This is a genomic window from Psychrobacter pacificensis (genome assembly GCF_900101915.1).
Taxonomy (GTDB): Bacteria; Pseudomonadota; Gammaproteobacteria; order Pseudomonadales; family Moraxellaceae; genus Psychrobacter; species Psychrobacter pacificensis.
The window spans coordinates 83356-109287 of the sequence record NZ_FNAL01000007.1; the positions used below are offsets into that span (position 1 = coordinate 83356).

A 25932-nucleotide genomic window follows, 5' to 3' on the forward strand; every position below is an offset into this window, starting at 1 on the left:
AATGTCATCGGCTGGTATACCGCTTAATCCATTCGCATTTATACGTAAGTATGATGAGCTATGGTCGCGTTTATTATTCTTAATCGGCGCATTGATTGTTTATCGTTTAGGGTCGCACATTCCAGTCCCGGGTATTAATCCGGTTAATCTGGCTGATCTGTTTTCGCGCAACGAAAATACCATTTTGAGCATGTTCAACATGTTCTCAGGTGGTGCGCTAGAGCGTATGTCTATTATGGCGCTTGGCATTATGCCATATATCTCAGCATCGATTATCGTACAGATGATGTCTGCGGTATTGCCATCGCTTGAAGCTCTCAAAAAAGAGGGTGAAGCGGGACGACGCAAGCTGAACAAGTATACCCGTCAAGGAACGCTTGCTTTAGCACTAGTACAGTCATTAGGAATGTGTGCTGGCTTAATCAGCCAAAATCTTACCTTATCATCTGGTCTGACTTTCTATATTCCAGCCGTTACTTCATTGGTAGCGGGCGCAATGTTCTTGATGTGGCTTGGTGAGCAGATTACAGAACGCGGCGTTGGTAATGGTATCTCAATGCTCATTTTTGCGAGTATTGTGGCGGGTACGCCAGGTATGATTTCGCAATCTATCGAACAGGTCAATCAAGGTCAGATGAACTTGATTGTACTATTTATTTTTGTATTGTTAGGCATCGCGGTCACTGCTGGTATCGTTTATATTGAACGTGCTCAGCGCCGTGTTCCTGTTAACTATGCACAGAAACAGCAACAAGGCCGTAAAATATATGCTCAGCAGCAGTCACATCTGCCGCTAAAGCTTAATATGGCAGGGGTAATCCCAGCTATTTTTGCCAGTTCTTTGCTGCTGTTTCCAGCGAGTTTAGGACAGTGGGTTGGTCAATCAACAGATCCTACCTTCGTACAAAAAATACTACAAAATATGGCATTGGTATTGTCTCCAGGGCAACCGCTGTATTTAGTACTGTTTGGCGCAATGATTATTTTCTTCTGTTATTTTTATACGGCATTGGTCTTTAGCCCGCGTGAAGTAGCAGAAAACCTTAAACGTAGTGGTGCGTATATCCCAGGTATCCGCCCCGGACAACAAACTCAGCGTTACCTCGATCATGTATTAAACCGACTGACCTTTATTGGCGCGATGTATATGACGGTTATTTGTTTAATGCCAATGGTCGTGCAGTCATCGTTTGGTGTGCCGTTTCAACTTGGTGGTACGTCATTACTGATTATGGTGGTTGTGGTAATGGACTTCATTTCGCAAATCCAAGCGCATTTGATGACCCATCAATATCATGATCAGACGTTAATTCAATCGCCCACTCAACCTTAAATGAGCGGTACGATATCTCAAAGGAGTATGCTATGAAAGTTCAAGCATCAGTTAAGAAGATTTGTGGTAGCTGTAAAGTTGTGCGCCGTAAAGGCCGTGTACATGTTATTTGTACCGCAGAACCTCGCCACAAGCAACGTCAAGGTTAATATTTGATAGCATAAGTTTTTTAACTTTTGTTACTAATTAAATTAATACTTGAAAAATAACGGCGGATGGGATATCATCCGCCACTTGCCGTGTTTATGCAGAATGTCTTATAATGTTTTCGATCAATAGGCTTTTAACTAAGTCAAAAGAACGACTATCGTTATAAAGAATCTAGTATTAACAGCAACAAATCTGAAGAATAATGCCTTATTGATAAATAACGCTTATTTTTCTTTAATGGAGAGAAATCAATGGCTCGTATTGCCGGCGTAAACATTCCGGATAATAAGCATGCTGTTATTTCACTAACTTATATCTTTGGTATCGGTCGTACCACTGCTCAGAAAATCTTAGAAGCAGTTGGCATTGCCCCTACTACTAAAGTTAGCCAGTTAGATGATACACAGTTAGATGCTATCCGTGCACAAGTTGCAAATTACATGACTGAAGGTGATCTTCGTCGTGAAGTGTCGATGAATATCAAGCGCTTGGTTGATCTTGGTTGTTACCGTGGCATCCGCCATCGCCGTAACCTGCCAGTTAGAGGTCAGAACACCAAGAACAACGCTCGTACTCGTAAGGGTCCGACACGCCCTCTCAAAAGATAATTAACTTAGGAAGCTAAAAGATGGCTAAAGACACTCGTAGTCGCAAAAAAGTGACTCGTCGTTCAGTATCGGAGGGCGTTGCCCATATCCATGCGTCTTTTAATAACACCATTGTTACGATTACCGATCGTCAAGGTAATGCACTGGCTTGGGCCACTTCAGGTGGACAAGGCTTCCGTGGTTCACGTAAATCTACACCATTTGCAGCTCAGGTTGCAGCTGAAGTCGCTGGTAAAGCGGCTCAAGAATACGGTGTTAAGAATATCGACGTTTTGGTCAAAGGACCAGGACCGGGTCGTGAGTCTGCGGTAAGAGCACTTGGTGCATTGGGTTATAAAGTTAACAGCATCTCTGATGTGACCCCAATCCCACACAATGGTTGCCGTGCGCCGAAAAAGCGCCGCGTCTAATATTAAAGACGAAGCTTTTTATCATAAGAGCTTATAGGAGACATAACAATGGCCCGTTATATTGGACCAAAACTCAAATTATCACGTCGTGAAGGTACAGACTTAGGCCTTAAGTCTGGTGTTAAACCATATGACGTAAAAACGAAAAAAGCGGCTCGTCCACCTGGTCAACATGGTGTAAGCCGTAACAAAAGCTCAGAGTATTCTTTGCAGTTACGTGAAAAACAAAAAGTTAAGCGTATCTACGGTGTACTAGAGCGTCAGTTTGCGAACTACTATAAAGAAGCTGCTCGTAAGCGTGGTGCTACTGGTGAGAACCTACTAGCCATGCTTGAGAGCCGTTTAGACAACGTAGTATATCGCATGGGCTTTGGCTCAACTCGTGCTGAAGCACGTCAGCTCGTTAGCCATCGCACTGTGATGGTAAAAAAAGCTGGCCGCGATGAGTTTGTTCGTGTGAACATTCCATCAATTCAGTTGCAAGATGGTGATGTCGTCGCTATCCGTGAGAAGTCTCGCGAACAACTACGTATTAAAAACGCTATTGAACTAGCGACACAACGTGGTATTCCAGAATGGCTAGATGTTGACCACAGCAAGCTACAGGGCACGTTTAAACAAGCGCCTGATCGCATTGATCTACCTGCTGAAATCAACGAAAGCTTGATCGTTGAGCTATACTCTAAGTAAGTAACGTACTGCTCGATGTTATAACAATAGCATTGAGCAATTGACGTTAATTAAACCAGTTTAATAAATCGAGGTGACATCATGATGCTAAGTGCAACTGAGTTTCTAACGCCGAACGCCATTAACGTGGATACGGTTAATGAAACGATTGCGAAAGTCACGCTCGAACCGTTAGAACGCGGCTTTGGGCATACCTTAGGTAATGCCTTACGTCGCATCTTGTTATCTTCATTACCTGGTGCTGCAGTCATTGAAGCTGAGATTGATGGTGTTGACCATGAATACTCAACGCTTGAAGGACTACAAGAAGACGTGCTTGACTTGCTTTTGAACTTAAAAGGCTTGGCAATCACCCTTCATGACCAAAATGAAGTATTCTTGACCTTGGATAAACAAGGTCCAGGCACTATTACTGCTGCAGACATCACGTTGCCGCATAATGTCGACATTATCAATCCAGAATTGGTATTGGGTACATTAAGCGACCGTGGTCATCTTAAGATGCGTTTGCGTGTGGTAATGGGTCGTGGATATGAGCCAGCAAACCAGCGCCGTGAAGATGGCGACACTAAAGCGATTGGACGCTTAAAGCTTGATGCAAGTTTTAGTCCAGTACTGCGTGTTGCTTATCAGGTTGAGAACGCACGTGTAGAACAACGTACTGATCTTGATCGTCTTATCATCGAGCTTGAAACTAATGGCACTATCGATCCAGAAGAAGCAATTCGTAAAGCAGCCACTATTTTACAACAACAGATTTCTATCTTTGTTGACCTAGAAGCTGAAGAAGCGCCTGAGCCTGTGAAAGAAAAAGAAGAGGTTGATCCGGTGCTATTACGCCCTGTGGACGATCTTGAACTAACGGTTCGCTCAGCCAACTGCTTGAAAGCTGAAAACATTTACTATATCGGTGATTTGGTACAGCGTTCAGAGACTGAACTACTAAAAACCCCAAATCTTGGTAAGAAATCATTGACCGAAATCAAAGACGTATTAGCGTCTAAAGATTTAGAGCTCGGTATGCGCCTAGACAATTGGCCACCAGCTGACCTTCGTGTCGATGATCGCTTTTCTTATCGTAGCCGTTAAACTTTAAGGATTTTTGACTATGCGCCATCGTAAGAGTGGAGTCAAGCTGGGTCGTACCGGCAGTCATCGTAAGGCAATGTTTCAGAACATGACCAACTCATTATTTGAGCATGAACTGATCAAAACAACTTTACCAAAAGCAAAAGAATTGCGCCGTGTTGCTGAGCCATTAATCACTTTGGCTAAAGAAGACAGCGTTGCTAATCGCCGTTTGGCATTTAGCCGCATGCGTAGCAAAACTATGGTAGGCAAACTATTTGGCACGTTAGGTCCTCGTTACCAAACTCGTCCAGGTGGTTATTTGCGTATCGTAAAATGCGGTTACCGTGATGGTGACAATGCGCCAATGGCTTATGTAGAATTGGTTGATCGTGACTAATTTTATACGCTCATTGTATAATAAAAAAAGCTCCAATAATTTGGAGCTTTTTTTATGCCTTTTATTCTTAAAATTTTTTTATGGTACGAGTGAGCTGACGTCAGCAGCACCTTGTCTGATGATTTCGGGCTGATTAGTGGTCATATCGACGATAGTAGTCAGTTTGGTGGTTTTGATACCAGCATTAATGAGACCATCTATTTGATTACCGAGTAACTCTTCAATCTCAAATGGATCATCCAATATCTCATCTCGATGCGGCAATATGAGTGAACTGGTCAATATAGGTTCATCCATCGCTGCTAGCAATGCTTGCGCAATAGGATTGCTTGGCACGCGAATACCAATGGTTTTTTTCTTAGGATGCGCCAACTTCTTAGGTACATCTTTGGTGGCGTTTAAGATAAAGGTAATCGGTGCCGGTGTATGGGCTTTTAGCTGTTTAAATTGCACATTGTCTACCGTGGCATAGTTGGCAATTTCACTTAAATCGCGACATAACAAGGTAAATTGATGCTTATCATCAAGCTCACGGATATGTTTTAATTTTTCTAGCGCGTCTTTAGCGCCTAAGCGGCAGCCAAACGCATAACTGGTATCGGTAGGATAGATAACTAATTGATCATTACGTAATAAATCCGCTGCTTGTTCGATAAGCCGCGGTTGTGGGTTGTCCGGATGAATGTAAAATACTTGCATGATTTTTCCTTATTTTTTAATTATTGGTTTTTAATTGAGACAATTTTTTCATTAATTAGATGTAGTTCAATCATTAGACATATTAAAAAAGTTATTTTAAAAATTAAGAAAATCTGTATTTTTAACATACTACTTTAGTTATCAGTATAGCTTAAAGCAAATATAAGTTTAGTGGCAAGGCGTTACCAACCGTAGAAAATCGTTAATAAGTAGGAACACTTAGTAATTTGAATTAAGCGTTGATTTCAGATGAAGGAGTACAAACGCTAATTAAAGCAGTCAGTAAAGTCTTAGCGTCACGCGGCAGAGTATAAGGTTTGGCTATATAGCTTTCTACTTGCTGATAGACATCATTAGCAAAGGTACTACTGCTAGTGTCGAAGTCGGCAAACAAGTTATCTTGTGAGACTTGGAAGTTTCGACCACACGCTAAGGTGAATAAACATTCTAATGCCTGTGGTTTGATCTCTACGCGCTCAAATGCTTGCTGCTGAGCTTCTGTCCTACCGTCTGGAGCATACCAGTAGCCAAAGTCAGGTAATTGTCTACGAGCGTCACCAGCCAGGCACCAATGACTCAGCTCGTGCAGGGCACTGGCAAAAAATCCATGAGCGAATTCAATTCTGGCAGGCTCATTGTCTTGAGCAGGGAAATACTCTGGCTCACCCTCACTACGAACCAATATCACTTGCTGGTTAGTAAATAAAGTATTAAATAGCTGTATGAGCCAATCAGTGGCTAATCGTTCGCTATCAATTATCAACCCTGCTGAGTAAGTATTGTCAGGCTGAGTAGTAGATAACTTTTGCCACTGACTTCTCCATTCTCTTAAATACTCATCTTCATCGAGGCACAGTCTATTGCTAAGAGCATTTTCAGTATGACGATCTAGTTGAGTAAGATATTGCAGCAACGAACTTGCTGTAGCAGGAGAAAGTAAATCAGAAAAATTAATTTTATTATCAGGTAGATTCATAGAGAAGACATTGACTTAATAAATATTAAAGACAAAAAATTTTAGGTAAAAAAGTAAGTAGTAAAAAAGCTTGAACATATTTGCTATCAAAAAATCTTAACATACTAGCGCTAGCAGAATATGGCACTTTCCGTTAGTATGGCAGGCAATATTATACACCGTTTTTATGAATGAGGCCGCGCATGTCAAGCACTCCAGAAACTAAACCGTCAGCACCTTACGCTGACAATAAAAAAGCGCCTGTATCTACTAGCATGCTTGAGCACATTTCTTTGGACAAATGGGCAGACACGGGTTTTGAGTGGTCAGGAGAAGTCGATCCAAACTCTTTTGAACGTCTTGCCACGACGTTGAGCGCCGAGCATGATCAGTCAAACACTCAGTTAAACGCTGAACTCTATCGCCGTAATAATGTTTTGCATTTGGCATTTACGTTGACAGGTGATGTTTGGCTAACGTGTCAACGCTGTTTACAACCAATTGCGATAGACTTATCTGATGATTATGACATTGCACTACTCGAAAATGACAGCCAAGTACGCTTGATTGATGAAGAGCAAGACTACTTGTTACTTGATGAAATCGTCACTGAGCAGTCTCCGGAGCGTCTATTACCATTTAAAAAACTGGTAGAAGATGAGATATTGCTCAAAATACCAATGGCGCCAAAGCATGATGATTGTGAGATGTCAGTTGAGCAGTTTGGCGAGATACCAGAAGAAGAAGAGAATGAAAATCCATTCGCTGCTTTAGCCTCCTTAAAAGGTAAGCTATAAGAGCCAAATTTATTTATTCAAGTATTTGAGAAGCCTTCTATCTGCTTTGTACAGAAGAGTGCAAGGCAGGGCTTTATTAATCTAATAAACATGCGTATAATGTCCGGTTTATTGCATTCGAGCAACCTGTTGCGTGCTGATAGAAGCTGACTAGGTAAATTTTTTATAAATTTCAGACATAGTTAGCGCTTTATGTAAGTAACAATCTATTTAACTAATGATGCTTCAGACTTAGGTTGTTGTGATTATATAGCCTCTGTCAGTATCGACTAAAGCTGAATTTCAAGCTTATCCCTTTTAAGTATAGGAGCTATATCATGGCTGTTCAAAAAAGTCGTAAAAGCCGTTCTCGTCGTGACATGCGCCGTTCACATCACCGTATGGAAATTGCTGAACTAAGCGTAGATGCTACCACTGGTGAAAAACATCGTCGTCATCACATGACTAAAGATGGTTTCTACCGTGGTCGTCAGCTATTCAAAGCTAGTCAAGATGCCTAAGACATTGGCCCTATGATAGCTAGGTAAAATAGTGACAGTACTGGTGACTGTTGTTGTATTTACCTGGCTATCATTGGTCAATAAGCTTTGAGCTAAAAAAAGCCAAGTTATTTCGCTATCATATATTATGTGGCTGGATAACTTGGCTTTTTGTTATTTATGACTAAACTCATTGCTTAGATGACTTTTTATTTTTAGCAGATAGAAACACGTACTCAAACGTTAGTGATTTTGATTGGTACTGTGTTTTCCTATCGTTGTTCGGTCTGCATCCGCTATGATAATAGTGTGTGTCAGTGTATAGTTTACTGACAATCCGTTTTCTTAGATAAATAATTGAACTAGCGGCTTTGTATCACATCTAATAATATAATACACCCCATTGTTTTAGGGATATTTCTAATCAGATAAGGGATATTGGTTATGGCTTCTGTACCCGATATGGTAAAAAAGCAACCCGCTCGTATCGCGGTCATTTTTCCTGGACAAGGATCTCAAGCAGTCGCGATGACGAGTGAGCTTGCTGAAATCTACCCAGAGATACGCGATACATTTACCGAAGCGAGTGAGGCGCTTGGTGAGGATTTGTGGGCAATCTGTCAGGATGAAGAAAAACTCAATCAAACCGAGTATACTCAGCCAGCGCTACTGACAGCTAGCATTGCCATTTGGCGTGTCTTACAACAAAAAATAGAAGAGACGCCTTGCTATTTAGCTGGTCACTCTCTGGGCGAGTACAGCGCCCTGTGTGCTGCCAATGTGATATCGCTTGGTGATGCCGTCACCCTAGTGCATAAGCGCGGTCAGTTGATGCAAGAGGCCGTTGTAGGTGTCGATACTGCTATGGCTGCCGTGTTAGGACTAGAAGACAACCGAGTCGAAAATCTGTGTGAGCAAGCAACAGAGCATGTCGAGGGTGCCATTGTTGGCGCTGCTAACTTCAACAGCCCAGGACAGGTAGTGATCTCGGGTAACGCTGCTGGCGTTAACGCTGTAATCGACAAAGTCAAAAATACGGGCAAAAAATCTGTGCCCTTAAAAGTGAGTGTGCCATCTCATTGTGCATTAATGGAGCCTGCAAGTAATGCCTTAGCTGAGATATTAGCAGGTATTCAATTTGATCAAGCGACCATTCCTGTGATTCAAAATCGCTATGCGCGTGTTGAAACCAGTGCAGTAGGTATCAAACAAGCATTGACTGAACAGCTGAGTGAGCCAGTACTGTGGTCAAAAACCATGCAGGAACTGGCTGATAAGCAAATTAATCTATTAATCGAATGTGGCAGTGGCAACGTATTAAGCAATTTGGCTAAGCGTCAAGCGCAGCCAATCGCAAGCTATCCTACAGACAAGCCTGCCCGTCTAGAAAAACTATTAGAGGTGTTATCATGAGCCGTACGATTACATTAGTAACTGGCGCTAGTCGCGGTATCGGAAAGGCAGTCGCCAAACGCTTTGCTAAAGAAGGACATTTTGTTATTGGCACCGCGACCACTGAAAAAGGTGCTGAACTTATTGATGACTATCTTCATGATAGTGGTGGTATCGGTCGCGTCTTAGACGTACGTGATACTACTCAAATTGATAAATTGTTTGAAGAGATCGAAAGCGTCTATGGAGCGGTACAAGTATTGGTTAACAATGCAGGTATCACGCAAGACGGTCTGCTAATGCGTATGAAAGACGATGACTGGTCAAATGTCATCGATACGAATTTGACCTCAGTTTACCGCATGAGCAAACGCGCAGTACGCGGTATGATGAAAGCGCGCCGTGGTCGTATTATTAATATCACCTCTGTTGTTGCTCAAATGGGTAATGCAGGTCAATCTAACTATGCCGCGACTAAAGCTGGTGTAGAAGGTTTCAGTCGTACGCTTGCACGTGAAATCGGTTCACGCCAAGTGACTATCAATTGCGTGGCACCAGGTTTAATCGAGACTGATATGACAGATGAGCTCGACGAGCGCCTATTGAATTCTATGCTAGATGCCGTTCCTATCAGCCGTCTTGGTCAACCAGAAGACATCGCAGCAGCAGTACATTTCTTAGCCAGTGATGAAGCCAGCTATATCACCGGCGCGGTCATTCCGGTCAATGGTGGCATGTATATGTAGTCAATACACGGACGTTACATAGTTATAATAAAAAACTGTGTGAACGAGTGTAAACTATAATAAAGGATGCTATAATTACGAATACTTTTGAGTCAAAGCCCTGTATGATAACAGGGCTTTATTAGACAGACTGTGTAACAAGTCATAGAGTACTCAGACAGCGATGCTGATCTGGCAAATACATTTTATATATCATGCTATAGAGCTTAAATAAGGCGCTATAGCAGTTTATTAAAAATAATAGATGATAATGGAGTAATCTATATGAGTAATGATATCGAGCTAAGAGTAAAATCAGCAGTTGCTGAGCAACTAGGTATGAACGTTGAAGACATCAATAATGATGCTTCATTCATGGAAGACCTAGGTGCGGACTCGTTGGACCTAGTTGAATTGGTGATGTCTTTTGAAAGTGATTTTGGTATCACTATTCCTGACGAAGACTCTGCAGAATTGACTACTGTTCAAAAAGCAATTGATTACGTACAAGCCCAGCTGTAATTTGCCATTTGTTTAGCAAATTTTATAATGCCGCTTATCTTAATAGATAGGCGGTTTTTTTATGAGGGTGATTTAATTGATCAGTTGCATTAACATAAGCTACGTCAATTAACATTACTCAACATACTCTTACTATTCACGTTTGGTTCGTTTGTCTATACTCATCATGGTAAACAGTACAAAGCACGGTGATGTTCAATAACACACCACCGAAAATAAATATGAATAATAAATAACAATATTTCAAGGAGCAGTTATATGGGTATGTTCAGTTTTGCAAAAGATATCGGTGATAAAATCTTTAATCGTGATGACGAGAAACACGATGCCAAATCAGAGACCAAGGCAGATGCCAATACACCGGTAAAAAGCAGCGAGCCTTCAGCTCAATCAGTTGCTAACATTCTGTTGCGTCGTATTCAGCAACAGAACCTAAATATCAGTAATTTAAAAATCAAATATAACGGCTCTACAGATACAGCAGAAATCAGCGGTAACGCGAAAACTCAAGCTGATCGTGAAAAAGCGATTATTGCTATTGGTAACGTACAAAATGTTGCTAAGGTCATTGATAATATCGATATCGAAGAAGATGCACCTGAGTCAACGATGTATACGGTAAAATCTGGCGATAGCTTATCTAAGATTGCGAAAGATGTTTACGGTGAGTCTGGCGATTATATGAAGATATTTGAAGCCAATAAGCCAATGCTATCTGATCCAGATAAGATTTATCCAGGCCAAGTGTTACGCATTCCTAAGCCATAACAAATTGATGATATAAGCAATAAATAATCTGTACAAAAAATCGATGATAAAAAAGCCTCTTTTATAAGAGGCTTTTTTATTATTTAAAATGATATAGCAATGGATATGAAGTTCTAATAGTGGCTAATACTTGAAGTATTTAGACTTGGGTGCTGTCTTTCAGCTTTTTTTGCTGCTCATTCAAGGCCCACTCGATATGCTCGTCGAGCATAGCATTGTGTATAGTGAGCTTGGATTTTAACTGTTCAACCACGTCCAAACTGGCATTGGCATTGCCAAGACCAATCGCGATATTACGTAAGAAATTGATATAGCCTGTGCGTCTGAGCGGGCTTCCTTGTGTGTTGTTCAAAAAATCCGCTTCTTGCCATTGCCATAATTCAAGCAAACTGCTGTTATCGAGACCATGCCTTGGTGCGAAGTCCTTAACGGTAGTCAGATTGGCATAACGATTCCATGGACAGATCAGCTGACAGTCATCGCAGCCAAACACCCGATTGCCAATCGCGCGTCGATACTTGGTATCAATAATACCATCGTGTTCAATCGTCAAATAAGAGATACAGGCAGAGGCATTGAGCTCATAAGGCGCTACAATCGCTTGGGTAGGGCATACATCAATGCAAGCGCTACAACTGCCACAATGCTCTTTAACAGGCTGGTCATCGGGCAGCTCTAAGCTTAAAAACAGCTCACCTAGCACAAAAAATGAGCCAGCTTGTTTGTTGATTAATAACGTATGCTTACCTGTCCAGCCCAGACCAGCAGCATCGGCAATAGGCCGCTCAAAGATAGGCGCAGAATCACTAAAGGGTCTAAAAACAAACTCTTTATCTGAACCAATATCGAGATGTTGCCATTCAGGAAGCATGGCCTCGATATTCAGAGCCAATTGCTTTAAACGGCTACGCATTGTCTTATGATAATCACGACCTCTTGCATAACGCGCAATGATGCCTTGGTTGGGATGGTCGTTGTCTGTGACAGCACGCGGTGTTGGGGCTTTGGTTAGGTAGTCCATCCTTACACTGATAATGGTTTTTGCACCCTCTACCAACTGCTCAGGATGAGCGCGCAGGTGATGGTTATTGTGCATGAACTGCAATTGACCCTCGTAGCCTTTATCCAGCCACTTCTGTAGCTGTTCGATTTGCTTAGTAAACAGTGGATGATGGACAGATAAAAACCCACAGTCAGCAAACCCTAATGTTTGCGCTTGCACTTTGATCCATTGTTTAACATCTGCTGTTGTTGCAAAGACTGTTGAGTTACTAACGGCAATCTTGTTTTTATCGGTAGGCATAGAGATAGGTGCTTATTGGCGGTCTATTTTCAAAACGGTATTTTCTCACAATCAGTGGCAGTGTGAACACCATTATGATAAGACAGTGAGCATAGAGCGCAAGTAGAAAAGAAAATAAACTCACATTCATATTGATACATAAGTAGACATGAGCTTTTGCTAAGCTGATATCAAAGTTTAGAAACTAGACTCTCAACACTATAAAAATATCAGAAAAACATGGCCGAGGATAATAAATGAAGAATTTTACCAATTTATCACCTATAAAAAATACAAAACCTATTGCGCTTTATAGTAGTGAGCAAATTTATACCATGGAGCAAGCGTGGTTTGCTCAAGGATATGATAGTTTTGGCTTAATGCAGCAAGCAGCTTGGCAAATGGCACAGCAGATAGAATTGCTTTATGAACAAAAATGTCTCAATGCTAATCATTCTGCTAATACCAACGTTTATTATCGTACAGAGCGTTTGCGCCGAGTAAGTGTCTGGGTAGGCAAGGGGAATAATGGCGGGGACGGTTGGCTCATTGCTTATTACTTGCAGCAAGCAGGCTGGCAAGTAGAAGTGGTCACTGTCGGTTTTGATGTCAATGATTTTGATACTCGTACTCAGTCGGCCATCTCTAATAAGAAAGACCACAATAATGACCGTATAACTGACGCAACAAAGGCTCTTCAAATAGCGCTATCTGCCAACTGTCATTATCAACGCTTCGAAGAGATTCATAGCAGTCACAATGAGTCAGAGAAAAATGAGTCAGAGAAAATGGCTTTATTAGCTGACATTTATATTGATGCACTGTTTGGGATTGGGCTAGATCGTGCGCCAGAAGGTGTCTATAAGGAGGCTATTAGCGCTTTTAATCGTACTACTCAGCAACAAAACGCACTAGCAGTCGCCGTCGATATTCCAAGTGGATTGGTGGCTTCTACTGGTGCGGTATTTGATCGTATAGCAGTACAAGCTGATGTCACCTTATGTCTGATTGCGCGCAAATTTGGTTTACACACCAAAGATGGTGCGGATTATAGCGGAGACATAATCGATATACCGTTAATACCTTATCAAACAGCTAAACCTCACAAAATATCTGATAAAAATACCAAGCAAAATACTATTGAAGCATTTGAACCTGTTGCCATACTGCTGATGGCTGCACATAGTATGAAGCCGCGCCGCCAAAACAGTTACAAAGGTAGCTACGGTCATGCGCTAATCATTGGTGGAAATCGCGTTGATGGCTCTCAAGGGATGGGCGGTGCTGCGATACTGTCTGCATCAAGCACCATGGCAACTGGCGCTGGTAAAATAACCGTTGCCTGTCATGAGGCTTTTCATGGTGCATTATTAACGTCACTGCCAGATGCGATGACTATCAATCTGCACGATGCAGATGGGTTAAAGGCACTGATTGAACAAGTCAGTGTTGTCGCGATTGGTATGGGATTGGGCCGTGACGAAAAAGCAAAAATGTTATTTATCGACTATATACAGGCTGCCATAGCTCATGAAAAATCAATAGTGATCGATGCAGATGGTCTTTATCAATTGGCCTCGCTGCAAATGGATAGCCATGAACTGGTAACAGAGCTTCGCGAACATAGCATCAATCATCGAGTTTGCTTGACACCGCATAGCGGCGAAGCGGCTAGATTGCTCGATCAAAAAATAAGCGAGGTAGAAAGTGATAGATTGCGAGCCATAAAACAATGCGCTGCAGTTTATGGTGGTGACTGGGTATTAAAGGGAGCAGGGTCGCTAGTTTTGGAGCAAAAATCAGGACGAGCGCGAGTATATGTCTGTGATGCGGGCAATGCTGGTATGGCAACTGCTGGCATGGGCGATATTCTATCTGGAGTGATTGCTGGATTATTAGCACAACAAGACTTAGCAGCAGAGTCGTACAGTTTATCTCAGGCAGTGCTTATTCATGGATTTGCAGGAGATGTATTGGTCAACCAAAATAGTGATTGTCATAGTGAAAACAGACTTATGATTGGACAACGAGGGCTGCAAGCGCAAGATATGCCAGCAGCCATTCGTCATGTTATGCAATTAATGATAGTTGAGTAGTCATCATTAGTATAAAGACTAGGTCGTAGCGCTGCTACAGTATTGGTCGATTGCCTGCTGTACGCGTTCACGTTTTAGCTCAATTTCACGGCCATCTAGATATTGACGCTTGCCATTTGCATCCATCTCATAGATACGTCCGCCAACGTTTAGATTCGTTAAATTGTTACGTAGCGATTGGCAGCGCTGAGCATTGGCTTGCGCTTCTTGCTCTTTGATACGCGCTTCAAGTGCGGCTACGCGCTGTTCTTCTGCCGTTTGAGTATTATTGCTTTGGCTGGGGTCTGTTTTGCCAGCCATTTGTCCGGCGTTGTTTTGTCTACCGTCACTACGAAATTCAATCAACTCAACGTTTTTACCATTTTGCGGTGCGTGCTGGCTATATTTAACTTCGCCATATGCGCCAATGGATTTATAAACTTGAATAGCCTGACTGGTATTCATGGATAGCATTAGCATACAGGTGGTACTCGTTAGCCATTTAGCAGCAGTCGCTATTTTAGACGCATATGCCATAGCAGCAATCCTTTTGTTTGATAAAAGCAGATTCGTATAAATATAACATTTGAATGGTTGATTGACAGTAGTAATATACTGACTTTCGATTCTAACAAATAATACTTATCAATGTATATTATTTAATAACTAATAGTTTGGGATAGGCTTTAGAAGTTTTTCTTGACAATAGCGGGCAAACCATCGAATATAATAGAAGTTGATTGGTCAGTGAACGGCTTTTATGATATTGCCGTGGCACTTGAAAATGATCACTACGAGCTACTTATCGGTAGTTTATGCAGTGTTATTTTCTTTGTGATGATGATATAGCACACGTAGCATTGGCTACTCATAACTATACATTGTCTCCGGACTTATCTGTCTACAATGACTAAGATAAACTTATTATTTGAACTGTGCTAAATGTAATTCTGGCAATTGTGCAAAATACGATACAGTACTGGTTATAAAAAAGTACGCCAAAGCCTCTGTTATAAGTTTTAGTAACTTATGCATAGTATTTGGGTATAAATATCCTGTTATCTCTACGTCTTTGCACTCATGAATTTATTATCAGTACTTATTTATAGAAAGACTCAATAATAAGCTTCTTTCATAGGTGCGTCCGCATCTTGTCACTGTATATCGATAAACATCCATCACAAAACTGACCTTACATACATTGCTATGTTTGAGTAATTTGCTGTCTTAAAAAAACAACGTTACTTAAATATGATAGGCAAATATTCTTGATATGGACAAGAATTGGCACCCATCTTATGAGCGTGAAAATAATACCTATAAGGGGTTATCTTCAGTCATAACATACTGCGAATTCTCGCCGCAAAAAAAGGTGATGACAGTGACGCAAACCACGCAAAGTCCGAATATGACGGGACATACCCAAACGGGTAATGCCGCCAAAAATTTTGAAGAAAAACAACAACGTCTTGCAGAAGGCAGCGCTCAGCCTGTGATGCTATCGGGCGCTGAAATGCTGGTACAAGCGCTGACAGACGAAGGTGTCAAATATATCTTTGGTTATCCAGGCGGTGCCGTTCTGCACATCTATGATGCACTATTTCAGCAAGAAGCCATTGAGCACATCTTAGTGCGCCATGAGCAGGCGGCAGGACACATGGCAGATGCTTATTCACGAGTTACTGGTGAGACGGGGGTTGTACTGGCAACCTCAGGACCTGGTGCCACCAATACGGTTACCGCTATTGCGACCGCTTTTATGGATTCAGTACCGATGGTCGTGATTTCAGGTCAGGTACCAAGTAGTCTAATCGGTGAAGACGCTTTCCAAGAAACGGATATGGTGGGGGTATCGCGTCCGATCGTTAAGCATAGTTTTCAGGTGCGCCATGCTAGCGAAATTCCGATGATTGTCAAAAAGGCATTTCACATTGCACAGTCTGGCCGACCAGGTCCTGTCGTTATTGATGTGCCAAAAGACATGACTGCGCCTAGTGAAAAGTTTGCCTATAAATATCCAGAAGAGGTATTTATACGCTCTTACCAGCCTTCGCTCAAAGGCCATAATGGTCAGATCAAAAAAGCGGTCGAGACACTACTATCTGCCCAGCGTCCTGTCGTATATGCAGGTGGCGGCGTTATTTGGAGCAATGCTCACGAAGAGTTGACTGATCTGGCTCACCGTCTTAATTTACCAGTGACCAATACATTGATGGGTCTTGGTGCATTTCCTGGCTCTGATCGTCAGTTCCTAGGTATGCTTGGTATGCATGGTACTTATGAAGCCAACATGACTATGCATCATGCCGATGTTATTTTGGCAGTGGGTGCGCGTTTCGATGATCGCGTCACCAATAATGTTAAAAAATTCTGTCCGAACGCGACGATTATCCATATCGATATCGATCCTGCGTCGATCTCAAAGACCATCCTTGCGCATATTCCTATCGTTGGCGATGTAAAATCTGTCTTAACCGATATGCTAGAGATCGTTGGAGAAGATAAGCAATTAGAGCAACACGCATTGCTCGATTGGTGGTCACAAATTAATGAGTGGCGTAAGCGCCATGGTTTGCGTTATGACACCAGCACAGATAATGGCATTAAGCCACAAAGTGTCGTACAAGCTCTAGATAAAGTGACTAACAGTAACGCTATTATCACAAGTGACGTCGGTCAGCATCAGATGTTTGCAGCCCTTTACTATACTTATAATGAGCCTCGCCAATGGCTGAACTCAGGCGGCCTAGGTACGATGGGCGTTGGCTTGCCGTATGCCATGGCAGCCAAGCTTGCTAATCCAGAGCGTGATGTGGTGTGTATCACAGGCGAAGGCTCTATTCAGATGAATATCCAAGAGCTGTCAACTTGCTTGCAGTATGACTTGCCAGTTAAAATTCTAAATTTAAATAACGCACAGCTAGGTATGGTGAAGCAGTGGCAGGACATGCTGTATGAAGGTCGCCATGCACAGTCTTATATGAACTCCTTGCCAGATTTTGTCAAATTGGCTGAAAGCTATGGTCATGTTGGTATCAAGATTACTGACCCTGATACGATGGAAGAGCAGTTGGCTGAAGCGATGGCCATGAAGGACAAGTTGGTATTTATCGATGTTTATGTCGATCGTAATGAGCATGTATATCCGATGCAAATCGCTGGACAAGCCATGCGTGATATGTGGTTAACAAAAGGGGAGCGTACCTAATGCAACAACAACATCTGATTTCGGTATTGATGGAAAACGAAGCGGGTTCGTTGTCGCGTCTAGTCGGTTTGTTCTCACAACGTGGCTACAATATCGAAACGCTCAACGTCGCGCCTACTGATGACCCAAGCATTTCACGCTTGACCTTAACGACCATTACCTCACCAGAAAGAATTGAACAAATCACCAAACAATTGCATAAATTGATTGAAGTGGTTAAAGTGCATAATCTGACAGAGAATGTACACGTTGAGCGTGAATTGATGCTCATCAAAGTACGAGCGACTGGCAGCGTACGTGAAGAGGTGAAACGCAGCGCAGATATCTTCCGTGCGCAGATTGTCGATGTGAATGCCAACTTATATACGATTCAAATCGTTGGTGACAAAGCAAAACTTGATGGCTTTATTGACGTACTTGGACGTGACCGTATTATGGAAGTGGTTCGCTCGGGTGTGATTGGTATTGCCCGCGGTGAGAAAACCCTTAGCACCTAGAATTAATGCCCAAATATCCTATTTTATTAAAGAACTATTTATCTAAATCAACAAAGCGCTTATCTTAATCACTATCTTGATTACAGTATAAGCGTCTACTATCCATGGTAAGCCATGATTGAGGACAAGGACTCTATTTATGAACGTTTTTTATGACAAAGATTGTGATCTATCCATTATCCAAGGTAAAAAAGTGGCCATTATCGGTTATGGTTCACAAGGCCATGCGCACGCGCTTAACTTACAAGACTCAGACGTTGATGTAACGGTTGGTCTACGTGCCAACTCAGGCTCATGGAAAAAAGCTGAAAATGCGGGCCTAAAAGTTGCTGAAGTCGAAGAAGCGGTAAAAGCTGCTGACGTTATCATGATTTTGACACCTGATGAGTTCCAAAAAGAGCTTTACAACGATGTCATTGAGCCAAACATCAAAGAAGGCGCGACATTAGCTTTCGCTCACGGTTTTGCTATCCATTATAACCAAGTAGTGCCACGTAGCGACCTTGACGTTATCATGGTAGCACCAAAAGCACCAGGTCACACCGTACGTTCAGAGTTCACCAAAGGTGGCGGTATCCCTGACTTAATCGCCATCTACCAAGATGCTTCAGGTCAAGCTAAGCAATTAGCATTATCCTACGCTGCTGGCGTTGGTGGTGGTCGTTCAGGCATCATCGAAACTACATTTAAAGATGAGACTGAAACCGATCTATTCGGTGAGCAAGCGGTTCTTTGTGGCGGCGCGGTTGAATTGGTAAAAATGGGCTTTGAAACCCTTACTGAAGCAGGCTACGCGCCAGAAATGGCTTACTTTGAGTGTTTACATGAGCTAAAGCTTATCGTCGACTTAATGTATGAAGGCGGTATCGCTGACATGAACTATTCAATCAGTAACAACGCTGAATACGGCGAATATGTGACTGGTCCTGAAGTTATCAATGAGCAGTCTCGTGAAGCCATGCGTAACGCGCTAAAACGCATCCAGTCTGGTGAGTACGCAAAAATGTTCATCTCTGAAGGTGCAACCAACTATCCATCAATGACAGCTCGTCGTCGTAACAATGCAGCGCATGAGATCGAAACCACAGGTGCCAAATTGCGCGCTATGATGCCTTGGATCGGTGGTAACAAAATTATCGATAAAGACAAAAACTAATTCGATACTACTTAAATAGAGTATTTGGTAGTTTATTAAGTAACCCGTGTTATCACCTGATAGCACGGGTTTTTTATATCCTACTTTTGACATATGGTTACACCGCTATATGTGTTGGTTGAAAACCAGTAAAAACTGCCCAATATAGGCAGGCATCTTCACATTAGCCAGTGGGCTTTTATTGTGCTTATTTATCTTTGATTGATCAAAGTAGATGAGTCCTCATTCATATTTTCTATAGATTACAGGTTGTATGTTGTGCAAATATCTTATCCAGACTGGCTAACGCCGCAATTCGTGTATATTACTCTTAGCGCTGTCGTAGCAGTTTTAATTTGGATAGAAGGAGAAATGCTTAAGAAAACCGATGGTAAACTGCCTAAATCTAAGTTTTTCCAAATCAGTTCAATCTTAGATACCATCTGGTTCTTTATCTCTGTTGTTGTCCTATACGTGATTGATTTGGCACCGCTCGCGATTGCTGTACCTGCCGCTTATGGCATTTATACGACCTTTGGTTGGGTTTACGGTACGCGACTACTAAAGCGCAAAGGTATCCCTGATTCTCCTAAAGACATGGTCATACCGGCCAAATATATTGCTTATAGTCAGTCGTTTTCGTTGATATTTTTTGGGCTATGTTTGCTTGTATTAAGTTCACCATGGTTAACGATATTGCAATAGGTAATGAATGAGTTTTTAACCTATAAGGGTCTTTCTTGTCGTATTTAACGATGGCTTCGCAATTGTAGCCTAATATTCATATGTTAGAAATTTATTCAATATCAATATGATAACGGCAAAAATGCTAGCTATTTTGATGGGTTTTAATAGCTGGAATTTATTTACAAAAATCATCAATTTAGACTGTTACCTGTATAGAAAACTGTTATAATCAGATTGTACTCAAAGTATTTGAGGTAAAAAATTCAGGTTTTCTCTTAGATTATTTGCAATTTTGAACCGTAGCGTTCAGCAAAAGATGCATGGGTATATATCAATTAATCGGTGATGACACAAGTCTCGCCAACAGTTAAAGAGTCAGGAAAATTTATGTCAGATAAAGTTGAAGGCACTGTAAAGTGGTTTAATGAAGCTAAAGGTTTTGGTTTTATCGCTCAAGACAACGGCGGACAAGACGTATTCGCTCACTACAGCGCTATCCAAGGTAGCGGTTTCAAAACGCTAGCCGAAGGCCAAAAAGTGTCGTTCATCTTAGGTGAGGGCAAAAAAGGTCCACAAGCTGAGCAAATCGAAGCACTATAATCTCTTTGCTGTTTGGGCACACTGATGTTTAGTACGCTCGATGACAGTGAGAGTGACGATATACATAAAATTTTTGTTTATAAAAACAATAAAAATACTGTTTAGACTTTAAAAAAAAGCAACCTCTTATCAGGTTGCTTTTTTTATATCATTTTATCTGAAGTAGCGTTTGATTGATTTTCTTAATAATTATCAGTTCATAATAGGTACTGACTCAATAATAAATAAGGCTCTATTATGAAATGGGAAACTTGGTTTTCAATTGACTGGCAACAGCTGTTAGGCATTTCATTGTCTGCGGTGGGTTTCTATATAGGTTTAATGCTTTTTACCCGACTGATGGGTCTGCGCAGCTTTTCCAAACTATCAAGTCATGATTTTGCCATGACAGTTGGTATTGGTAGTATATTAGCGTCGACTATATTGGCGGATAAACCATCGTTACTGCAAGGACTGTTTGCGGTTGCGGTATTGTTTTTGATTCAAGGTGCTATCTCAATAGTGAGGCGCAAGATTAAACCTCTAAAAGCGCTGATAGACAATCGTGCCATCATACTCATGGCACATGGCGAATACTTCTCAGATAACTTAAAAGAAGCGAATCTTACGACCAGCGATGTTCAAGAAGTGCTGCGCAAAAATGGCATCAAAGCCAAAACTGAAATATTTGCGGTCATTATGGAGACGACAGGAGACATGAGCGTCATCAAAAATAATGATGTAACTCCTGACTGGGCGTTGTTTGATGACATACGTGACAGTGAGTTGTTAATGAGCTCTAACAAAGACAGCGACATATAGCTGTTGGGTTCTTCGCGACTACTATTAGTTAAACCCTAGGAAATAAATAATAACAAAATATTAAATAAACATACCATTGAGAGTGCTATAAAGAGGAGGACTCTTAAGGCTATTGTCAAAGAAAAATCACTAGATCACGTGCTTATAACTATTTATTATAGAATAGTGACAAATTTATGACGCATTATTCACGGCGTTGTCTTGACCTTATCTGCAGGCTCACGCAAGATACATAGGTCTGATAAGAACGGTTGGCTTAGCTTTAGCAGATTTTATCCGTAAGAAGTGCAATGCTAATATAATTTCGAATATTGGCGTATTTTTCTTAATTAGTTATACATCTGTTGATATAGTAATAACCTTGAGTAGTATTTTGAACGACGACTTGAACCACAACGAAAATTTGGTTCTTAACTGATATTTTTTAATTCATAACATTAATAAACGAGGAACGTATGAAAGCATTAGTAGCGGTCAAGCGTGTCATTGATTATAACGTAAAAGTACGTGTAAAAGCCGATAACTCTGGCGTTGATCTATCAAACACCAAAATGTCGATTAACCCTTTTGACGAAATCGCAGTAGAAGAAGCCGTTCGTCTAAAAGAAGCTGGCGTCATTGATGAAATCATCGTCGCGTCTATCGGTCCAAAAGAGTCACAAGAGCAAATTCGTGCAGCCCTAGCATTGGGTGCTGATCGTGGTATTTTAGTCGTGAGTGACGAAAAACCGTATCCACTACAAGTTGCCAAGATTCTAAAAAATATCGCTGAAACAGAAAGCACAGATATTATCTTGTTGGGTAAACAAGCGATTGATGACGACAACAACCAAACCGGTCAGATGCTAGCGGCATTGATGGGTATCGGTCAGGGTACGTTTGCCTCAGAAGTGAAGGTTGAAGGCGACAAAGTCAACGTAACGCGTGAAATCGATGGCGGTCTACAAACCGTTGCCCTTGATTTGCCAGCAGTCATCACAACTGATCTACGTTTGAATGAGCCACGTTATGCGAAACTGCCTAACATCATGAAAGCGAAGAAAAAGCCGGTTGATGAGAAAACGCCAGCAGATTTCGGTGTCGATATGGCGTCTAAGCAAGAAATTATTAAAGTCATGCCACCTGCTGAGCGCAAAGCTGGTATTACAGTAGGGTCAGTTGATGAGTTGGTCGATAAGCTAAAAAATGAAGCAAAAGTCATTTAATTTTTCAATGATTAGATACTTCGCTACGGCATATCCTGTACAAAGCTAAGAATTTGACTGCTTTATTTATATTAAACGATAGTTGCTCAAAGGGCTTTGTACACAAACAACCGCATGAATAGATAATACGAATAAATAAAGGATTAAAACCATGGCAATTTTGGTATATGCAGAACATGACAATGCCAGTCTAAAAAAGGCAACTTTGAACACCATCGCTGCTGCTAAGCAAATCGGTGATGACATCCATGTATTAGTGGCAGGTAGTGGCGCGCAGGCCGTTGCTGATGAAGCAGCAAAAGCAGAAGGCGTGACAAAAGTATTACTGGCAGACAATGCAGCATATGAGCATCAATTGGCGGGCAATGTGGCACTATTGGTTGCTGATGTGGCTGGTGATTATAGCCATATCCTAGCAGCTGCGACCACGACTGGTAAAAACTTTATGCCACGCGTTGCCGCGTTACTTGACGTCAGCATGCTTTCAGAAATCTCAGGTGTGGTCGATGCGCAAACGTTTGAGCGTCCTATCTATGCAGGTAATGCAACGGCAACCGTAAAAACGACAGAAGACAAAGTGGTACTAACCGTACGTACGACTGCGTTTGACCCAGTAGCAAGCGAAGGTGGTTCAGCGACTGTTGAAACGATCGATAATGTACAAGAAACTGGCAAAGCTAGCTTCGTGAACGAAGAAATGGCTAAGTCTGATCGTCCAGAATTGACCTCAGCTGGTATCGTGGTTTCTGGTGGCCGTGCATTGGCAAACGGTGAGAACTTCACTAAGTACATTGAGCCATTGGCTGATAAACTAGGCGCTGCGGTTGGCGCATCACGTGCCGCTGTGGATGCAGGCTATGTACCAAACGATATGCAGGTTGGTCAAACCGGTAAAATCGTTGCACCGCAGCTATATATCGCCGCTGGTATCTCAGGCGCGATTCAGCATTTGGCTGGTATGAAAGATTCTAAAGTCATCGTTGCGATCAACAATGACCCAGAAGCGCCTATCGCTAGCGTTGCTGATTATTTCTTAGAAGCTGATTTGTTCGAAGCACTGCCTGAGCTAACTAGCAAGGTTTAATATCTAGCAAGGTTTAATATATAGTCACAGAATTACTAAACGGCTACGGCGTTACCCTCCTTAGAGGTACTACTTGTACAATCTGCAGTCGGCTGCCTTGTAATCGTTTTAGACTTCTTTGACTATATTAGTAGTAGACAGATAACAAAAACCCACTATCAATCGGTAGTGGGTTTTTTTATTGCTTGATAGAGAAGATTTTAATTGTAGTTATAAATGGACGCTAAGAGTATTGTCTTTGGCGCAAGGTTTCGTACAGACATAAAGCCCCAGCAATCGCCACGTTAAGACTCTCTTGCCCATTTGGCTGCGGTAAAGCGATAGGGGTGGCACATTGCATCAAATCATCGCTGACGCCTTGACCTTCATGACCCATAATCCACGCCACAGGCGCAGATAAATCGTGATCGTAAATGATAGTATCGGTATGTGAGCTGGTCGCCAACAGTGGAACTTTTACGTGATCTAAAATATCTTGCGTACTTAAGCCTTCATAAATAGTCAGGGCAAACTGTGCACCCATACCGGCTCGTAACGTCTTGGGAGACCAAGCTTGCGCGGTAGCACTGGTACATAAGATGTTGCGAATACCAACGGCTGCTGCTGTACGCAGGAGTGTGCCGACATTTCCGCTGTCCTGTACATCATTTAAGATCAAGCAATCTTCATCAATCATTGATAAGTTAGGCGTTGGTACGTTGATAATCGCCATGATATCGATACCAGTACCTAAGCTACGAATACTCTCGTACAGTGAATTGGATAAAATAAGAATAGGCGTATAAGTCGGCAGGCGAGTTAATACCTGCTGAACTTCAGGATGACTACGCGCTGACTCAGACAGTAGTATCTGGGCAAAAGGATAGTCGCTACGCAGCGCAGCATCTATCAGATGAACACCTTCTATGACGGTCTGACCATGCTTTTTGCGTTGACGTGCTTGTGCCAATAGGGCTTTTACAAGCTTGACGGTGGTGTTCTTATCTGAGGTAATCAGCTCGGTGGGATTTAGTACCATAGTGGATCGCTTAGAGAAGAGTAGAAGGGCGAATAACCAGCATCGAGCTTATAATCTCGCTGTAAGCTGGTTATTTTTAGAAAGTACTTATATCAATTACTGCTCAGAATAATTGACGTGTAAGTCTCTAACATAATTGACTTCGTTTTTGCTACCGAGCACCACAGGAACACGCTGATGAATGTCAGTGGGCTCGATATCTAAGATACGATTGACAGCGTCTGTCGCACCGCCACCCGCGCGTTCAATCAATAAGCTCATTGGATTGGCTTCATACATCAAGCGTAGTTTACCTGCTTTATGCGCGTATTTGGTATCAAACGGATAAGTGAAGAGGCCACCGCGGCATAAGATACGATGGACGTCACCAACCATAGCGGCGACCCAACGCGTATTGAAATCGCGTCCACGTACGCCTGTCTCGCCAGCGATTAACTCATCGATGTACTGTTGCATCGGTGCGCGCCAGTAGCGATAATTTGAGCTATTGATCGCATATTCGCTCGTATCGGCATCGATTTGCACGTTGTCTTCTATTAGCACATAGTCTTCAGTTTCTGGATCTAGGCTAAACATCACGACCTTATCTGCGATGGTCAACGCCAGTACCGTAGAGGTGCCATATAACAAATACCCTGCTGCTAGCTGTTTGTTACCTGCCTGTAGATAGTCGCTGTTTTCACTGGTTTGACCTTGACGCTCGTACGGCAGAACAGAAAAAATCGTACCTACTGCCATATTGATATCAATATTTGATGAGCCATCTAGTGGGTCAAACAAAACCAATAGACTGCCATCGTCATTAGCAGGGGTGGCATCATCAAGCTCTTCTGATGCAACGCCGGCACAATGGGTATTCTTTGCCAATGCATCTAGCAGTAAGTCATTGGCCAGTATGTCTAGTTTTTTCTGATCTTCGCCTTGGACGTTTTGATTGCCAGCCTCGCCTAAAATATCCGCCAGAGCACCTTTTCTAAGTAGTTGTGAGATGGTTTTACCAACATTAGTGACCGTGGTAATTACATCGTTGAGTGCAGGACTAGAGGCATGTTGGTTTAGATAATCTGCTAAGGTCGTCATAAAGCTTCCTAATAGAGGGTATGGAAAGTAAAAAATGGATGGTCTTAGAGTCAGGTCATAGGCGGCATTTGGCACACCTTAAATGGTTGAGTTTTTAAATAGCTTATACGGTATCTTTGTCCTGACCACAAAATCGGCTACACTATATCTATTGTTATTCATTTATAGATTTGTCAGAATTATTCTCTATGAGAATATAGCATGTCTATTTACGCTTTCCGATTGTCTGCTGAGGCGGTTTTGGTCGAATTTGATTACGGTAAA

Annotated in this window: 28 protein-coding genes; 22 read left to right on the plus strand and 6 right to left on the minus strand. The window is 42.0% G+C overall.

What is annotated here, in order from left to right:
* The first annotated feature begins 1 nt into the window (after position 1).
* The 7 genes from secY to rplQ all read left to right on the plus strand — a co-directional run bounded on the left by secY (position 2) and on the right by rplQ (position 4659).
* Entirely contained in the window at positions 2-1333 is a 1332-nt protein-coding gene (secY, locus tag BLR43_RS06020; protein ID WP_178379273.1) for a preprotein translocase subunit SecY, read from the plus strand.
* 32 nt (positions 1334-1365) lie between these two features.
* Complete coding sequence (gene rpmJ, locus BLR43_RS06025; protein WP_011279805.1) at positions 1366-1482, plus strand: 50S ribosomal protein L36; 117 nt, start codon at positions 1366-1368, stop codon at positions 1480-1482.
* A gap of 252 nt (positions 1483-1734) precedes the next feature.
* Complete coding sequence (gene rpsM, locus BLR43_RS06030) at positions 1735-2091, plus strand: 30S ribosomal protein S13 (protein ID WP_058025564.1); 357 nt, start codon at positions 1735-1737, stop codon at positions 2089-2091.
* A 20-nt stretch (positions 2092-2111) separates the two neighbouring features.
* On the plus strand, positions 2112-2501 hold the full coding sequence (rpsK, locus tag BLR43_RS06035) for a 30S ribosomal protein S11 (RefSeq protein WP_058368279.1): 390 nt from the start codon (positions 2112-2114) through the stop codon (positions 2499-2501).
* Positions 2502-2549: 48 nt separating this feature from the next.
* On the plus strand, positions 2550-3191 hold the full coding sequence (rpsD, locus tag BLR43_RS06040) for a 30S ribosomal protein S4 (RefSeq protein WP_068408447.1): 642 nt from the start codon (positions 2550-2552) through the stop codon (positions 3189-3191).
* Positions 3192-3272: 81 nt separating this feature from the next.
* Positions 3273-4280, plus strand: a complete 1008-nt coding sequence (locus BLR43_RS06045; protein WP_068408445.1) for a DNA-directed RNA polymerase subunit alpha — start codon at positions 3273-3275, stop codon at positions 4278-4280.
* A 19-nt stretch (positions 4281-4299) separates the two neighbouring features.
* On the plus strand, positions 4300-4659 hold the full coding sequence (rplQ, locus tag BLR43_RS06050) for a 50S ribosomal protein L17 (protein WP_068408443.1): 360 nt from the start codon (positions 4300-4302) through the stop codon (positions 4657-4659).
* Between the two features lie 78 nt (positions 4660-4737).
* Here the strand turns inward: rplQ and BLR43_RS06055 are convergent, their stop codons facing one another.
* Positions 4738-5358, minus strand: a complete 621-nt coding sequence (locus BLR43_RS06055) for an L-threonylcarbamoyladenylate synthase (protein ID WP_093069565.1) — start codon at positions 5356-5358, stop codon at positions 4738-4740.
* Positions 5359-5590: 232 nt separating this feature from the next.
* Entirely contained in the window at positions 5591-6334 is a 744-nt protein-coding gene (locus BLR43_RS06060) for an elongation factor P hydroxylase (RefSeq protein WP_093069567.1), read from the minus strand.
* Positions 6335-6516: 182 nt separating this feature from the next.
* On the opposite strand from BLR43_RS06060, the gene BLR43_RS06065 reads away from it, so the two are divergent.
* The 6 genes from BLR43_RS06065 (at position 6517) to lysM (ending at position 10996) form a co-directional block, all read left to right on the plus strand.
* Complete coding sequence (locus BLR43_RS06065) at positions 6517-7110, plus strand: YceD family protein (RefSeq protein ID WP_093069569.1); 594 nt, start codon at positions 6517-6519, stop codon at positions 7108-7110.
* Positions 7111-7427: 317 nt separating this feature from the next.
* Positions 7428-7610 (plus strand): 50S ribosomal protein L32, encoded by a 183-nt coding sequence (gene rpmF / locus BLR43_RS06070; RefSeq protein WP_093069572.1) that lies wholly within the window; start codon positions 7428-7430, stop codon positions 7608-7610.
* A gap of 423 nt (positions 7611-8033) precedes the next feature.
* Positions 8034-9002, plus strand: a complete 969-nt coding sequence (fabD, locus tag BLR43_RS06075; RefSeq protein ID WP_071003166.1) for an ACP S-malonyltransferase — start codon at positions 8034-8036, stop codon at positions 9000-9002.
* Positions 8999-9727 carry a 3-oxoacyl-ACP reductase FabG gene (gene fabG, locus BLR43_RS06080; RefSeq protein ID WP_058025367.1) on the plus strand — a complete coding sequence of 243 codons (729 nt, stop codon included), beginning with the start codon at positions 8999-9001 and terminating at the stop codon, positions 9725-9727. The genes fabD and fabG overlap by 4 nt, the downstream gene beginning before the upstream one ends.
* A 264-nt stretch (positions 9728-9991) precedes the next feature.
* Positions 9992-10228 carry an acyl carrier protein gene (gene acpP / locus BLR43_RS06085; protein ID WP_071003168.1) on the plus strand — a complete coding sequence of 79 codons (237 nt, stop codon included), beginning with the start codon at positions 9992-9994 and terminating at the stop codon, positions 10226-10228.
* A 258-nt stretch (positions 10229-10486) separates the two neighbouring features.
* Positions 10487-10996 carry a peptidoglycan-binding protein LysM gene (lysM, locus tag BLR43_RS06090; RefSeq protein WP_058025369.1) on the plus strand — a complete coding sequence of 170 codons (510 nt, stop codon included), beginning with the start codon at positions 10487-10489 and terminating at the stop codon, positions 10994-10996.
* 139 nt (positions 10997-11135) lie between these two features.
* On the opposite strand, the gene queG is transcribed toward lysM, so the two are convergent.
* On the minus strand, positions 11136-12299 hold the full coding sequence (queG, locus tag BLR43_RS06095) for a tRNA epoxyqueuosine(34) reductase QueG (protein WP_093069575.1): 1164 nt from the start codon (positions 12297-12299) through the stop codon (positions 11136-11138).
* A 236-nt stretch (positions 12300-12535) separates the two neighbouring features.
* On the opposite strand from queG, the gene BLR43_RS06100 reads away from it, so the two are divergent.
* The gene (locus tag BLR43_RS06100) at positions 12536-14374 is read left to right on the plus strand and encodes an NAD(P)H-hydrate dehydratase (protein WP_093069578.1); all 1839 of its coding nucleotides are present in this window, start codon (positions 12536-12538) and stop codon (positions 14372-14374) included.
* An 18-nt stretch (positions 14375-14392) separates the two neighbouring features.
* On the opposite strand, the gene BLR43_RS06105 is transcribed toward BLR43_RS06100, so the two are convergent.
* Positions 14393-14890, minus strand: a complete 498-nt coding sequence (locus tag BLR43_RS06105; RefSeq protein WP_093069580.1) for a DUF4124 domain-containing protein — start codon at positions 14888-14890, stop codon at positions 14393-14395.
* Positions 14891-15728: 838 nt separating this feature from the next.
* On the opposite strand from BLR43_RS06105, the gene BLR43_RS06110 reads away from it, so the two are divergent.
* The 8 genes from BLR43_RS06110 (at position 15729) to BLR43_RS06145 (ending at position 23570) form a co-directional block, all read left to right on the plus strand.
* Positions 15729-17561, plus strand: a complete 1833-nt coding sequence (locus tag BLR43_RS06110; RefSeq protein WP_186475416.1) for an acetolactate synthase 3 large subunit — start codon at positions 15729-15731, stop codon at positions 17559-17561.
* Entirely contained in the window at positions 17561-18058 is a 498-nt protein-coding gene (gene ilvN / locus BLR43_RS06115; RefSeq protein ID WP_071003178.1) for an acetolactate synthase small subunit, read from the plus strand. Before BLR43_RS06110 ends, ilvN begins: the two co-directional genes overlap by 1 nt.
* Before the next feature lie 139 nt (positions 18059-18197).
* Positions 18198-19214 carry a ketol-acid reductoisomerase gene (gene ilvC / locus BLR43_RS06120; protein WP_058025375.1) on the plus strand — a complete coding sequence of 339 codons (1017 nt, stop codon included), beginning with the start codon at positions 18198-18200 and terminating at the stop codon, positions 19212-19214.
* A 351-nt stretch (positions 19215-19565) separates the two neighbouring features.
* Positions 19566-19898: a hypothetical protein gene (locus tag BLR43_RS06125; RefSeq protein WP_227674298.1), complete on the plus strand. Its 333-nt coding sequence runs from the start codon at positions 19566-19568 to the stop codon at positions 19896-19898.
* A 369-nt stretch (positions 19899-20267) separates the two neighbouring features.
* A complete protein-coding gene (locus BLR43_RS06130; protein ID WP_071003179.1) occupies positions 20268-20480 on the plus strand; it encodes a cold-shock protein in 213 nt (70 codons plus the stop codon).
* Positions 20481-20717: 237 nt separating this feature from the next.
* The gene (locus BLR43_RS06135; protein WP_093069585.1) at positions 20718-21281 is read left to right on the plus strand and encodes a DUF421 domain-containing protein; all 564 of its coding nucleotides are present in this window, start codon (positions 20718-20720) and stop codon (positions 21279-21281) included.
* 455 nt (positions 21282-21736) lie between these two features.
* On the plus strand, positions 21737-22486 hold the full coding sequence (locus tag BLR43_RS06140; protein WP_071003197.1) for an electron transfer flavoprotein subunit beta/FixA family protein: 750 nt from the start codon (positions 21737-21739) through the stop codon (positions 22484-22486).
* A 151-nt stretch (positions 22487-22637) separates the two neighbouring features.
* Positions 22638-23570: an electron transfer flavoprotein subunit alpha/FixB family protein gene (locus BLR43_RS06145; RefSeq protein ID WP_058025379.1), complete on the plus strand. Its 933-nt coding sequence runs from the start codon at positions 22638-22640 to the stop codon at positions 23568-23570.
* A 223-nt stretch (positions 23571-23793) separates the two neighbouring features.
* Here the strand turns inward: BLR43_RS06145 and BLR43_RS06150 are convergent, their stop codons facing one another.
* Positions 23794-24588, minus strand: coding sequence for a TrmH family RNA methyltransferase (locus BLR43_RS06150; RefSeq protein ID WP_093069587.1), 795 nt, complete (start codon positions 24586-24588; stop codon positions 23794-23796).
* 96 nt (positions 24589-24684) lie between these two features.
* Positions 24685-25668 (minus strand): class 1 fructose-bisphosphatase, encoded by a 984-nt coding sequence (locus BLR43_RS06155; RefSeq protein WP_093069590.1) that lies wholly within the window; start codon positions 25666-25668, stop codon positions 24685-24687.
* Positions 25669-25932: the final 264 nt, after the last annotated feature.